General features: G+C 65.4%; 12 protein-coding genes and 3 tRNA genes. 11 read left to right on the forward strand and 4 right to left on the reverse strand.

Going from position 1 to position 12,845, the window contains the following annotated elements; all coding sequences use genetic code 11:
* Nucleotides 1-45 precede the first annotated feature (45 nt).
* Genes BLT86_RS09925 through BLT86_RS09960 form a run of 8 tightly spaced genes read left to right on the forward strand, consistent with a single transcriptional unit; the run spans nucleotide 46 to nucleotide 6,134 of the window.
* Nucleotides 46-1,242, forward strand: a complete 1,197-nt coding sequence (locus BLT86_RS09925; RefSeq protein WP_017679042.1) for a PepSY-associated TM helix domain-containing protein — start codon at nucleotides 46-48, stop codon at nucleotides 1,240-1,242.
* A complete protein-coding gene (locus tag BLT86_RS09930; protein WP_017679041.1) occupies nucleotides 1,239-1,781 on the forward strand; it encodes a hypothetical protein in 543 nt (180 codons plus the stop codon). Before BLT86_RS09925 ends, BLT86_RS09930 begins: the two co-directional genes overlap by 4 nt.
* Nucleotides 1,778-2,098 carry a hypothetical protein gene (locus tag BLT86_RS09935; protein WP_017679040.1) on the forward strand — a complete coding sequence of 107 codons (321 nt, stop codon included), beginning with the start codon at nucleotides 1,778-1,780 and terminating at the stop codon, nucleotides 2,096-2,098. Before BLT86_RS09930 ends, BLT86_RS09935 begins: the two co-directional genes overlap by 4 nt.
* The gene (locus BLT86_RS09940) at nucleotides 2,095-2,661 is read left to right on the forward strand and encodes a DUF6162 family protein (RefSeq protein WP_055986560.1); all 567 of its coding nucleotides are present in this window, start codon (nucleotides 2,095-2,097) and stop codon (nucleotides 2,659-2,661) included. Before BLT86_RS09935 ends, BLT86_RS09940 begins: the two co-directional genes overlap by 4 nt.
* 17 nt (nucleotides 2,662-2,678) lie before the next feature.
* Nucleotides 2,679-3,605 carry a metal ABC transporter substrate-binding protein gene (locus tag BLT86_RS09945; protein ID WP_055986563.1) on the forward strand — a complete coding sequence of 309 codons (927 nt, stop codon included), beginning with the start codon at nucleotides 2,679-2,681 and terminating at the stop codon, nucleotides 3,603-3,605.
* Nucleotides 3,602-4,354, forward strand: a complete 753-nt coding sequence (locus BLT86_RS09950; RefSeq protein ID WP_055986566.1) for a metal ABC transporter ATP-binding protein — start codon at nucleotides 3,602-3,604, stop codon at nucleotides 4,352-4,354. The genes BLT86_RS09945 and BLT86_RS09950 overlap by 4 nt, the downstream gene beginning before the upstream one ends.
* Nucleotides 4,351-5,250 (forward strand): metal ABC transporter permease, encoded by a 900-nt coding sequence (locus tag BLT86_RS09955; protein WP_055986569.1) that lies wholly within the window; start codon nucleotides 4,351-4,353, stop codon nucleotides 5,248-5,250. The genes BLT86_RS09950 and BLT86_RS09955 overlap by 4 nt, the downstream gene beginning before the upstream one ends.
* Nucleotides 5,247-6,134 (forward strand): metal ABC transporter solute-binding protein, Zn/Mn family, encoded by an 888-nt coding sequence (locus BLT86_RS09960; RefSeq protein WP_055986573.1) that lies wholly within the window; start codon nucleotides 5,247-5,249, stop codon nucleotides 6,132-6,134. The genes BLT86_RS09955 and BLT86_RS09960 overlap by 4 nt, the downstream gene beginning before the upstream one ends.
* Nucleotides 6,135-6,601: 467 nt before the next feature.
* Here BLT86_RS09960 and BLT86_RS09965 read toward each other — a convergent pair.
* The 4 genes from BLT86_RS09965 to BLT86_RS09980 all read right to left on the reverse strand — a co-directional run bounded on the left by BLT86_RS09965 (nucleotide 6,602) and on the right by BLT86_RS09980 (nucleotide 7,699).
* Nucleotides 6,602-6,678: transfer RNA gene (locus tag BLT86_RS09965), tRNA-Asp, on the reverse strand.
* A 107-nt stretch (nucleotides 6,679-6,785) separates the two neighbouring features.
* Nucleotides 6,786-6,862 (reverse strand) — tRNA-Asp (locus tag BLT86_RS09970).
* 35 nt (nucleotides 6,863-6,897) lie between these two features.
* Nucleotides 6,898-6,973: transfer RNA gene (locus BLT86_RS09975), tRNA-Val, on the reverse strand.
* A gap of 252 nt (nucleotides 6,974-7,225) precedes the next feature.
* Nucleotides 7,226-7,699 (reverse strand): MarR family winged helix-turn-helix transcriptional regulator, encoded by a 474-nt coding sequence (locus BLT86_RS09980; RefSeq protein ID WP_045735195.1) that lies wholly within the window; start codon nucleotides 7,697-7,699, stop codon nucleotides 7,226-7,228.
* A 108-nt stretch (nucleotides 7,700-7,807) separates the two neighbouring features.
* Between BLT86_RS09980 and BLT86_RS09985 the strand changes: the two genes are divergently transcribed.
* The 3 genes from BLT86_RS09985 to BLT86_RS09995 all read left to right on the forward strand — a co-directional run bounded on the left by BLT86_RS09985 (nucleotide 7,808) and on the right by BLT86_RS09995 (nucleotide 12,715).
* A complete protein-coding gene (locus tag BLT86_RS09985) occupies nucleotides 7,808-9,577 on the forward strand; it encodes an N-acetylglutaminylglutamine amidotransferase (RefSeq protein WP_092376427.1) in 1,770 nt (589 codons plus the stop codon).
* Nucleotides 9,578-9,712: 135 nt separating this feature from the next.
* Nucleotides 9,713-11,452, forward strand: a complete 1,740-nt coding sequence (ngg, locus tag BLT86_RS09990; protein WP_017679031.1) for an N-acetylglutaminylglutamine synthetase — start codon at nucleotides 9,713-9,715, stop codon at nucleotides 11,450-11,452.
* Nucleotides 11,453-11,515: 63 nt separating this feature from the next.
* Nucleotides 11,516-12,715 carry an osmoprotectant NAGGN system M42 family peptidase gene (locus BLT86_RS09995; RefSeq protein WP_017679030.1) on the forward strand — a complete coding sequence of 400 codons (1,200 nt, stop codon included), beginning with the start codon at nucleotides 11,516-11,518 and terminating at the stop codon, nucleotides 12,713-12,715.
* The last annotated feature ends 130 nt before the right edge of the window (nucleotides 12,716-12,845 follow it).

Genomic DNA, 12,845 nt, shown 5'->3' on the forward strand with positions numbered 1-12,845 from the left:
TTCATTCCGTGCCGGCCCACCGCGCGCGCCAACGACCCCGCGAACATGTCCAAGAAATCCCGCTCCAGACTCTGGTTTCTCGTCCACAGCTGGCTGGCCCTACCGGTCTGGTTCTTCCTGCTGATCATCTGTGTCACCGGCACCCTGGCCACTGTCAGCCAGGAGATCGTCTGGCTGGCCAACCCGGACGTACGCGCCAGCAAGCCGTCCGATGATGCGCAGCGCCTGAGCTTCGGCCAGGTACTGGAAGCGATCAATCGCGCCGAGCCCGAGCTGATCGTGCAGTCCATCGGCCGCCCGGACGAAGATCACTTCGCCCTCACCGCGCGCGTCAGCTATCCCGACGGCAGCTCGCCGCTGCTGTACGTCAACCCCTATAGCGGGGCGATCCAGGGGGTCAGCCCGGAGTTCGACTTCCGCCAGTTCACCCGCGCCCTGCATGGCTGGTGGCTGGTGCCGTTCACCAACGGCTACAGCTGGGGCTGGTACCTGGTGTCGCTGATGGGCCTGCCGATGCTGCTGTCGCTGATCACCGGCCTGGTGGTCTACAAGAAGTTCTGGAAGGGCTTCTTCAGCCCACGCCTGCGCATAGGCCAGGGCGCACGCATCTTCTGGGGCGACTTCCACCGCCTCTCCGGCATCTGGTCGATCTGGTTCATCGCGGTCATTTCCATCACCGGCATCTGGTTCCTGATCCAGGCGATTCTCGGCGATAGCCACGTGTCGATCTCCACCGAAGGCGTACCGCCAGTGGTGGCGCGCGAGGAAGTGCCGCTGGCGCCGAGCGCTGCCGAAGTGCCGCGCATCAGCCTGGACGCCGCCGTGCTCAAGGCCACCGACGTCATCCCGGGCCTGGAGCCAAGTTTCGTCAGCCTGCCGGGCTATGCCTACGGCCATTATTCGGTCTGGGGCCGCGGTTGGTATCCGCTGATGTTCCAGTCCGCCTCGATCAACCCCTACAACGGCGACATCGACGCTACCCGCCTGCTCAGCGACCGCTCGGGCCTGGAGTTCGTCACCGAGTCCATGCGGCCGCTGCACACCGGCGACTTCGGTGGCCTGTGGGTCAAGCTGCTGTGGTTCGTCTTCGGCCTGCTGCTGAGCATGATGGTGCTCAGCGGCCTGCTGATCTGGACCAAGCGCACCGCCCAGGCCACGGTCGCTGCGGTCAAGCGGCCGGCACGCGCCACCAAGCCGGCCCCGATCGTCGCCACCCGTGAAATCTCGGAGAGCCGCCCATGAGCAAGGCCGCAATCGCCCCCGCCCCGTCCGCTCTGGGCCGTTTCTGGTACAGGTGGCGCTTCCACCTCAATGTGCTGCTGGTGCTGATCCCCCTGGGCTTCATGCCCAAGTATTTCCAGGATGTCGCGCTGTTTCGTGGCGCCAGCGGCCTCGGCGAGCGTGAGTTCGGCGAAGTCCAGGTCGGCCCCTGGAGCCTGCGCCTGGCCGAGTTCCGCAATCAGCCGCCGCAACTGGAAGGTCCGGCCGGCTATATGAAGAGTTTCAACGCCGCGCTGTGCCAGGCGTGCATCAGCCAGGTCAAGGTGGTCTACCTGCGCATCGGCAAGCCGCGCAGCCTGCGCGCTGCCGGCGGACTGTTCTTCGGCAGCCCCTATCGCATGGGTACGAGCATTCCCATACCGCCACGCACCAAGCCAGACGCCGAGTTGTGGATCACCGCCGAGGGCTGGGACGGCACAGTACATCAGGCATCCATCCCGCTGGCCGAGGCTTCGCCCGCCACCCTCGCCTGGCTGAAACAACAAGGAGACAAACCATGATCCATAGCGCCCGCATCGGTCTGCTGATGCTCTGTACCGGCCTGTCCCCTCTGGCTCTCGCGCACAACCCGATCTGCGAATGCGAGGAGCACGGCACCGGCGAAATCATCTGCACCGGCGGCTTCTCCGACGGCAGTGGCGCCCCCGGCGTGACCCTCGACGTGATCAGCTACGAAGAAGAGGTGCTGGTGCCCGGCAAACTCGGCGAGGACTCCAGGCTCAGCTTCAAGCGTCCGGATGGCGAGTTCTACGTACTGTTCGACGCCGGCCCCGGCCACGTCGTGGAAATCGACCACACGGAAATCGCCAGCCAATGACCACCCAAGTGGTACGCCCGGCCGGCGCTGGGCATGAAAGCCTGTGGGTAGCCGTCCTCAGCCTGTCGATCATCCTACTGGCCGCAACAGTCATCAGCCTGCGCAGCGAGAACCACGAGGAAGAAAGCGTCGCCGCCCATCAGATCGATGCCCGCCGCGACCTGAACGCCGCCGAGCAAGGCATCCATACCGAATTGGTCGTGGCCCTCGACGAGATCCTGATGCTGCGGGACGAACAGCAGACCTTGCCCGAGCCGCAGCAACTGGCCGAAGAAGGCATTCCGCCTTTTACCCACGACGCCAGCACCGCCACCCGTGGCCACCACGTCTGGCAGCTGCTGCATGTCGGCGATGACTACGCCTACCAGGGTCTGAGCGGCGACAGCGCCGTCGCCGGCTCCTTCCTGTTGCTGGCAAGCGCAGCGGATGCCGACATCTGGCTCAACCGCTCCAGCGATGTCGTTGCCCCACAGAACCTGCATGCCGATGCCCTGATCGCCGCCGGCTGGCGCCAGGTCGCCAGCCAATACGACGCCGGCGTCACCCGCCAGCATCGCCACTGAATATCGGGAACCCCACCATGCCCTCTCGCTTCGTCTCCCGCCGCCTGCTGGCCAGCCTGCTGCTGAGCCTGGGCGCCGCCCTCGCCCCCGTGCTCGCCAGTGCCGACAACCACCGCCTGCGTATCGGCATTACCCTGCACCCCTACTACAGCTACGTCAGCAATATCGTCGGCGAACGCGCCGACGTGGTGCCGCTGATCCCGGCTGGCTTCAACCCGCACGCCTACGAGCCGCGCGCCGAGGACATCAAGCGCATCGGCGACCTCGACGTGGTGGTGCTCAACGGCGTCGGCCATGACGACTTCGCCGACCGCATGATCGCCGTCAGCGAGAAGCCCGACGTCCCCGTGATCGAGGCCAACGCCCGCGTGCCCCTGCTCGCCGCCACCGGCCAGGCCGCACGCGGCGCCGGCAAGGTGGTCAACCCGCACACCTTCCTCTCCATCACCGCCTCCATCGCGCAGATCAACAACATCGCCCGCGAACTCGGCAAGCTCGACCCGGACAACGCCAAGTTCTACAGCCAGAACGCCCGTGCCTACGGCAAGCGCCTGCGCGGCCTGCGCGCCGAGGCGCTGGGCAAGCTGACCGACGCCAAGGGCAGCGAGCTGCGCGTGGCCACCATCCATGCCGCCTACGACTACCTGCTGCGCGAGTTCGGCCTGGAAGTCACCGCAGTGGTCGAACCGGCCCACGGCATCGAGCCGAGCCCCAGCCAATTGAAGAAGACCATCGACCAGCTCAAGGAACTGGACGTGCAGGTGATCTTTTCCGAGATGGATTTCCCCTCCAGCTACGTCGACACCATCCATCGTGAGTCCGGCGTGAAGATCTACCCGCTGACGCATATTTCCTATGGCGAGTACACCGCCGGAAAATACGAAGAGGAAATGGCCCGCAATCTCGACACCGTGGTACGCGCCATTCAGGACGAAGGCGTATGACCGCCCTCGAAACCGCGCCGTCGCGCCTGCAGGGCCCCGGCATCGAATTCACCGGCATCGATCTCAACCTCGGCCGCACGCGGATTCTCGACAAGGTCAGCTTCCAGGTGCGCGCCGGCAGCGTGCACGCCCTGGTCGGCCCCAACGGCGGTGGCAAGAGCTCGCTGATCAAGACCCTGCTCGGGCAGATGCCACACCAGGGCGAGCTACGCCTGCACTGGCCGGCCAGCCCCGGCACCATCGGTTACGTGCCGCAGGCGCTGGAATTCGATCGCGGTCTACCGATGACGGTGGATGATTTCATGGCCGCCATGTGCCAGCGTCGCCCGGCCTTCCTCGGCCTGTCGCGACGCCACGCGCCGGCCATCGAACAGGCGCTGGCACGGGTCGGCATGCTGGACAAGCGCAAGCGGCGCATGGGCGCGCTGTCCGGCGGCGAGCGCCAGCGCGTGCTGCTGGCCCAGGGCCTGGTGCCCGAGGCGCAGCTGCTGGTGCTCGACGAGCCAATGTCGGCGCTGGACGAGCCCGGCGTGCAGGTGTTCGAGCAACTGCTGCGCGACTGGCGCCAGGCCGGCACCACGGTGCTGTGGATCGAGCACGACCTGCAGGCCGTCGGTCGCCTCGCCGACCGCGTCACCGGGCTCAACCGCCGCGTGCTGTTCGACGATACGCCACAGCAGGTGCTGACCCCTGACCGTCTGCTCGACCTGTTCTCCAGTCATCCGCGCCAGCAAGAGGCCTCGTCATGAGTTTCGAAGACATCCGCCTGGCGATCCAGGCCTGGGCCAGCGCCGGCTATTTACCCGAGGCTCTGGCCTACGGTTTCGTGGTCAATGCCCTGCTCGCCGGCCTGTTGATCGGCCCGGTGCTCGGCGGTCTCGGCACGCAGGTGGTGGTCAAGCGCTTCGCCTTCTTCTCCGAGGCGGTCGGCCACGCCGCGCTGACCGGCGTGGCCATCGGCATCCTGCTCGGCGAACCCTACACCGGCCCCTACGGCAGCCTGTTCGGCTACTGCCTGCTGTTCGGCATCCTGCTCAACTACCTGCGCAACCGCACCGGCCTGGCGCCGGACACCCTGATCGGCGTGTTCCTCTCGGTGTCGCTGGCGGTCGGCGCCAGCCTGCTGCTGGTGCTCGCCGGCAAGATCAACATCCATATCCTGGAGAACGTGCTGTTCGGCTCGGTGCTGACGGTCAACGCCCAGGACCTCGCCGTGCTGGCGCTGGTCTCGCTGCTGGTGCTGGGCCTGGCGCTGCCGCTGTACAACCGCATCATGCTGGCCAGCTTCAACCCGCAACTGGCCAGCGTGCGCGGCGTCGCGGTGAAGCCGCTGGACTACCTGTTCGTGATGCTGGTGTCGCTGGTTACCGTGGCTGCGGTCAAGGTCATCGGCGCCATCCTGGTCGGCGCCCTGCTGGTGATCCCGGCGGCCGCCGCACGGCTGCTCAGCCAATCGCTGAAAGGCTTCTTCTGGCTGTCGGTCCTGATCGCCACGTGCAGCACCCTGGCCGGCATCTTCCTGCCGATCGCCCTGGAGCTGCCGGTCCCCTCCGGCGCCGCGATCATCATGGTCGCCGGCATCGCCTTCGCCCTCGCCGCCATCGCCCGCGGCACACTGCCTAGCCTGAAAGGGAACCTGGGATGAACCTGCAACGCCTGAGCCTCGCCCTCGCCACCTGCGCCCTGCTCGCCGGCCCGCTGCACGCCGAAACACAGCCCGTGCGCATTCTCGCCAGCCTGCCGATCACCTATGGTCTGGGCGCCAACATGCTTGACGGCAGCGCCGTGCAGCTGCAACGCGCCGCCCCGGCCAACCTGCCGGCCAGCCGCCAGCTCTCGTATTTCGCCGGCCGCGGCGCGGGTGCACTGGAGAAGGCTTCGCGTGACGCCGACGCGGTGATCGCCCTGCGTTCGCTGTGGCCGGACGACCCGCTCTACCCGCTGGCACGGCGCAGCAATATTCGCATCGTCGAAGTCGACGGCGCGCGCCCGGTGGACGGCGCCCTGCCCGGCATCGCCCTACGCAGCGACGGCGGTGACGCCCTGGCCAGCCAACCCTGGCTCAACATCAACAACCTGGGGCGCATGGCCGATGTGATCGCCGCCGACCTGGGCCGCCTGGCGCCGGAGGCCAAGCCGCAGATCGAGGCCAACCTGGCGACGCTCAAGCAGCGCCTGCTCAAGCTCAGCGCCGCCAGCGAAAGCCGCCTGGCCGAACTGGACAACCTCAGCGTGGCCAGCCTGTCGGATCACTTCGACTACCTGATCGACGGCCTCAACCTCGACCTTGTCGAGCTGAGCGTGGCGAAGGACGCCGAATGGACGGCAGAAACCCTGGCGCAACTGAGCGCCGACCTGCGGGACAACGACGTCGCTGCCGTGCTTGTCCAGCGCCAGCCGCCAGCCGATCTGGCCAAGGCGATCAGCGATGGCGGTAGCCGCCTGGTGCTGATCGAAGACAACCAGGACACCCCCATAGCCGGGCTGGAAACGGCCATCGGCCAGGTGCTGGACGCCCTGTCGCCCTGAGCGAAGTCGCTCGGATGTAATTCAGAAATGCCGGCGATGCCGCTCCCGGATTGCATCCGGCTACAAAAGCGAGCCACAACCGTCTGACCGCTGTCCCATGGCCCGTTACAGCTCGGTGGCGTCCTCGCCCCCATCCACTGCGCCCTGCTCAAGGGCGCTCAGTTCCAGCAGTTCTTCCTGATAATCATCCATTACTCGACTCTCCCGCATGAACCGTTCAACGACGAAACAAGATGCATGCCCATCAGGCTAGAACGGCGGGATGAAGGCAATATGACGAAAAGTCGCGGGCAGGTGAAATGGCCATCGACACTAACGAGGACCGGGCGCTGCCTGCGCAGGAGAGGATTTAGCCGCGATGACAAGCACGCAAAGCTCGCCACTTGAGCACCTGTCACAGCGAAGCAGATGCACAAACGATGGCCAATAAAAAACCCGCTGATCTCGCGATCAGCGGGTTTCGTATATGGCGCAGCGGACGGGACTCGAACCCGCGACCCCCGGCGTGACAGGCCGGTATTCTAACCGACTGAACTACCGCTGCGTGTCGGTTGGACTTTCGTCCAGAAAACTCTTGAAGCTTTATTGCATCTGATGGCGCCCTTGCGGACTCTGCCATCTCAAACCGATGAAACATCGATCTGGGAAATATGGCGCAGCGGACGGGACTCGAACCCGCGACCCCCGGCGTGACAGGCCGGTATTCTAACCGACTGAACTACCGCTGCGCGTCGGTGGACTTTCGTCCTTCTCTCTAAGGCTATGGTGGGTGATGACGGGATCGAACCGCCGACCCTCTGCTTGTAAGGCAGATGCTCTCCCGGCTGAGCTAATCACCCATGTGCCTTAGCGAGGCGCGCACTTTATGCAGGCGGCGATGCTAAGTCAATACCCTGCTTGAATTTTTTCTGAAAAAGGCGGGGCACCGCCTAATGCCAGTCAGTTAAACGTCGCCGCTGCGAATGCGTAGGAGCGGCGCCCCGCCGCGAACCGGGGCGATGCGCACTTGAAAAGCTTCGCCCCGGGGCGGGGCTCCTACGAAAGGCCGCTTTGGCAGCCTTATCTGATCGACATTAGGGTCACCGCCCACCTCATTCCATCTCCCCGCACAACTCGGCCGCGCGCAGCAGCGCGGCAGTGAGACTGTGGCGCTCCCAATCGGCCAGTGCGGCGAAACGCTGGTTGAATTCCGGCGGCATCAACGACGGCGCCTGCTGAATCAACTCGCGCCCGGCAGCGCTGATCAGCAGCCATTGACGACGACGGTCCTGATCATCGCGCTGACGCTGCAACAGGCCGTGCTCTTCGAGACGATCGAGCAGACCGGAAAGCGTCGCCGCCGTGAGGCTGACGCGGCTGCTGAGCACGCTGGCAGTCATGCGCGTCTCGCTGGCCAGCACCTGCAGCACCATCAACTGCATGGGCGTCAGCCCACCAAAACGCGCCAGACGCTTGGCATGCACCTCCCCCGCCTGCTGCAGGCGTCGCAGGGCCTGGAACAGGGGCATTTCAAAGGCCATGACAGATGACAAATCTATTTCAGCAGGAACTTTTTTATCAGTCATAAGCACCAATTCATAACAACCAAAACTTTGACATGAAAGCATTATTTTGTTTTGGTGTAAAAGGCTCGACCACGAGCCACTCCCCAACGGCAACACCGGTAAGGAACTATGTGCGGAATAGCTGGAGAACTACGTTTTGATCGACGCCCCGCGGACCTGGCGGCAGTCGAGCGCATCACCCACCACCTGGCCCCTCGCGGCCCCGACGCCCACGGCTTCCACAGCCAGGGCCCCATCGCTCTGGGCCATCGCCGGCTGAAGATCATGGATCTGGCCGAAGCCTCGGGCCAGCCGATGATCGACAGCGATCTCGGCCTGTCCATGGTGTTCAACGGCGCCATCTACAACTACCCCGAGCTGCGTGCCGAACTGGAGGCGCTGGGTTATCGCTTCTTCTCCGGCGGTGACACCGAGGTATTGCTCAAGGGCTATCACGCCTGGGGCGAGAAACTGCTGCCCAAGCTCAACGGCATGTTCGCCTTCGCCGTCTGGGAGCGTGACAAGCAAAGCCTGTTCATCGCCCGCGACCGTCTTGGCGTCAAACCGCTTTATATGTCGCGTACCGGCGAGCGCCTGCGCTTCGCCTCGTCGCTGCCGGCCCTGCTGCAAGGCGGCGATATCGCCAAGACGCTGGATGCCGTCGCCCTCAACCATTACCTGAATTTTCACGCCGTGGTCCCAGCACCGCGCACCATTCTGGCGGGCGTGGAGAAACTGCCGCCAGCCACCTGGATGCGCATCGATGCCGACGGCAAGGTCGAACAGAAAACCTGGTGGACGCTGCAATTCGGCCCGCAAGGCGATGAAGCCGGCTACGGCCTGGAAGAGTGGCGCGACCAAGTGCTGCATACCATGCGCGAAGCCGTAGCGATCCGTCAGCGCGCGGCCGTGGATGTCGGTGTGCTGCTCTCCGGTGGCGTCGATTCGAGCATGCTGGTCGGCCTGCTGCGCGAAGCCGGCGTGGAAAACCTGCTGACCTTCTCCATCGGTTTCCAGGATGCCGGCGGCGAGCGCGGCGACGAGTTCCAGTATTCGGACCTGATCGCCCAGCGCTTTGACACCCGCCACCACCAGTTGCGCATCGGCGAGCACGAGATTCTCGACCAGCTGCCGCAGGCCTTCCGCGCCATGAGCGAGCCGATGGTCAGCCACGACTGCATCGCCTTCTACCTGCTCTCACGGGAAGTGGCCAAGCACTGCAAGGTGGTGCAGAGCGGCCAGGGCGCGGACGAACTGTTCGCCGGCTATCACTGGTACCCGCAGGTCGACGGCGCCGACGATGCCTTCGCCGCCTACCGCGCCGCCTTCTTCGACCGCGAGCACGACGAATACGCCGCCTGCGTACAGCCCGCCTGGCTGACTGGCGACATGGCCGGCGACTTCGTGCGCGAACACTTCGCCATGCCCGGCGCCAGTGCAGCGGTAGACAAGGCGCTGCGCCTGGACAGCACGGTGATGCTGGTCGAAGACCCGGTCAAACGCGTGGACAACATGACCATGGCCTGGGGCCTGGAGGCGCGCACGCCGTTCCTCGACTATCGCGTGGCCGAACTGTCGGCGCGCATTCCCGCGCAGTTCAAGCTGCCTGACGGCGGCAAATATGTACTCAAGGAAGCGGCGCGCAAGGTCATCCCCAGCGAGGTGATCGACCGGCCCAAGGGCTACTTCCCGGTGCCGGGTCTCAAGCATCTGGAAGGCGCCACCCTGGGTTGGGTGCGCGACCTGCTGCTCGACCCCAGCCAGGATCGCGGCCTGTTCAACCCGACCATGCTCGATCAGTTGCTGACCAACCCGCAGAGCCAACTGACGCCGCTGCGCGGCTCCAAGCTGTGGCAGTTGGCGGCGCTCAACCTGTGGCTGAGCGAGCAGGGCCTGTAACGACGCAGGAGCGGCTGCAGCGCGATGCCGCTCAGCCGCCCCTGTGAGCTGCCAAGGAACGGTCGTAGCCCGGATGCAATCCGGGATCGGCACGACTCAACACTCGATCCGGCTCAGACCGGCGAAGGACAACTCATGCGCTCCCCTGCCTTCAAACAACGCCTGATCCGCGGCCAGACACCCTCCTACGAGCGTCTTCAGGCGCGTCTGGCCGAAGATCACACCAGCGAGCCCAGCCAACCGCAGGCCATCCACTGCGGCTGGGGTCGCCTGCTGATCGGCCACACCTACCCGGACGCCACGGCGCTGGCCGAATCCCTGCTGGGCGAGCAGCCCGGCGAACGCGATATCGCGCTTTACGTGGCCGCACCGCATCAGGTGCTGGCGCATGCGCCGCAGCAACTGTTCCTCGACCCGTCCGACACCCTGCGCCTGTGGTTCACCGACTACCGCCCGGCGCGCCGCAGCTTCCGTGGCTTTCGTATTCGCCGGGCGCAGAACGATGCCGACTGGCAGGCCATCAACTGCCTGTACCAGACCCGCGGCATGCTGCCGATCGACCCGACCAAGCTCACGCCCTACAACGAGGGCGGCCCGACCTACTGGCTGGCCGAGGACGAAGACAGCGGCGCGGTGATCGGTAGTGTCATGGGCCTCAACCACCAGCGCGCTTTCCGTGACCCGGAGAACGGCAGCAGCCTCTGGTGTCTGGCGGTCGACCCGCAATGCAGCCGCCCGGGCGTCGGCGAGGTGCTGGTCCGTCATCTGATCGAACATGGCATGAGCCGTGGCCTGAGCTACCTCGACCTGTCGGTGCTGCACGACAACAAGCAGGCCAAGAAGCTCTACGCCAAGCTCGGCTTTCGCGAGCTGCAGACCTTCAGCCTCAAGCGCAAGAACGGCATCAACCAGCCGCTGTTCCTCGGCCCTGGCCCGCAGGCCGAGCTCAACCCCTATGCCCGCATCATCGTCGACGAGGCGCTGCGCCGCGGCATCGAAGTGCAGGTGGACGACGCCGAAGCCGGGCTGTTCACCCTCAGCCACGGCGGTCGACGCATCCGTTGCCGCGAATCGCTGTGCGACCTGACCAGCGCCGTAAGCATGACCCTGTGCCAGGACAAGCGCCTGACTCATCGCGCCCTGTCGCGCGCCGACCTCAGCGTGCCGGCGCAGCGCCTGGCCGGTAGCGCCGAAGACAATGCCACTTTTCTCGCCGAGCATGGCTCGGTGGTGGTCAAGCCGGTCGACGGCGAACAAGGCCAGGGCGTGGCAGTTGATCTGCGCACGCCGGGCGAGGTGCAGGAAGCCATCGAGCGTGCCCGCGTGTTCGACCAGCGCGTACTGCTGGAGAGTTATCACGAAGGCCACGACCTGCGCGTGCTGGTGATCGGCTACGAGGTGGTGGCTGCGGCCATCCGCCGCCCGGCCGAAATCATTGGCGATGGCCGCCACAGTATCGGCAAGCTGATCGATGCGCAGAGCCGTCGGCGCCAGGCCGCCACCGGCGGCGAAAGTCGCATCCCCAAGGACGCAGAAACCCTGCGCACCCTGCACGGTGCCGGCCTCGACTATGACAGTGTGTTGCCCGCCGGTGAGCGTCTGGCCGTGCGCAAGACCGCCAACCTGCACACCGGCGGTACCCTGGAGGATGTCACCGCAATCCTCCATCCGGCCCTGCGTGACGCCGCCATCAAGGCTGCGCGCGCGCTGGAAATACCCGTGGTCGGCCTCGACCTGCTGGTGCCCGCCGCCGACCAGCCGCAGTACGTGTTCATCGAAGCCAACGAGCGCGCCGGCCTGGCCAACCACGAACCGCAGCCAACCGCCGAGCGCTTCGTCGATCTGCTGTTCCCGCTCAGCCAGATGCCGAGCTGACCCTTCTCCCCCGGCCCTCTCCCACGTACGGGAGAGGGGAAAACCCAACGCCGAGGAGCTTGCATGCAACAACTACCCGAATCCGATCTCGACTACATGCAGAAGGTGCTGCTAGAGATGCTTGCCATCCCTAGCCCCACCGGTTTCACCGACACGATCGTGCGCTACGTCGCCGAGCGTCTCGAAGAACTGGAAATCCCCTTCGAGCTGACCCGCCGTGGCACCATCCGCGCCACCCTGCGCGGGCGTCAGAGCGAGTACGAACGTTTCGACCGTGCCGTTTCCGTGCACCTCGACACCATTGGCGCCATCGTCCGCGAGATCAAGGACAACGGTCGTCTCGGCCTGGCGCCGGTGGGCTGCTGGTCGAGCCGCTTCGCCGAAGGCAGCCGCGTCAGCCTGTTCACCGACAACGGCGTGATTCGCGGCAGCGTGCTGCCGCTGATGGCCTCGGGGCACGCCTTCAACACCGCCGTCGACACCATGCCGGTAAGCTGGGATCACGTCGAACTGCGCCTGGACGCCTACTGCGCCACCCGTGCCGATTGCGATTCGTTGGGCGTTTGCGTCGGTGATTTCGTCGCCTTCGATCCGCTGCCGGAGTTTTCCGAAAGCGGCCATATCAGCGCCCGTCACCTCGACGACAAGGCTGGCGTCGCCGCGCTGCTGGCGTCACTCAAGGCGATTCGTGATCACGGCCTGCAACCGATGATCGACTGCCACCCGCTGTTCACCATCACCGAAGAGGTCGGCTCCGGCGCTGCTGCCGCCCTGCCCTGGGATGTCAGTGAGTTCGTCGGCATCGACATCGCTCCGGTCGCGCCAGGCCAGCAGTCCAGCGAGCACGCCGTCAGCGTGGCCATGCAGGACTCCGGCGGCCCCTACGACTATCACCTATCACGCCAGTTGTTGCGCCTGGCAGCCGAACAGGAAGTACCGGTACGCCGCGACCTGTTTCGCTACTACCACAGCGACGCGCAATCGGCGGTCACCGCCGGCCATGACATTCGCACAGCGCTGCTGGCCTTCGGCTGCGACGCGACGCATGGCTATGAACGCACCCATATCGACAGCCTAAAGGCCCTCAGCCGCCTGCTCACCGCCTACATGATGAGCCCGCCGGTATTCGCCAGTGACGCCCAGCCGGCACAGGGTTCGCTGGAGCGCTTCAGCCATCAGCTGGAGCACGATGCGCAGATGGAAAGCGATACCCGCGTCCCACCGGTGGACAGCCTGGTCGGGCAACATGATCGGGACGCTTGAAGGCTTCGGCGCATAAAGGCAAAGTGACGCAAAAGGACGACAGGGGAGCATCAGCTCCCCTTTTTCTGGCCTGCAGTCAGTGGCCAACCTTCGGGCCGTCGCCAAGCGACGTTGAACATGACTCCCGGCC

The sequence above is a fragment of the Pseudomonas sihuiensis genome (assembly GCF_900106015.1).
Taxonomy (GTDB): domain Bacteria; phylum Pseudomonadota; class Gammaproteobacteria; order Pseudomonadales; family Pseudomonadaceae; genus Aquipseudomonas; species Aquipseudomonas sihuiensis.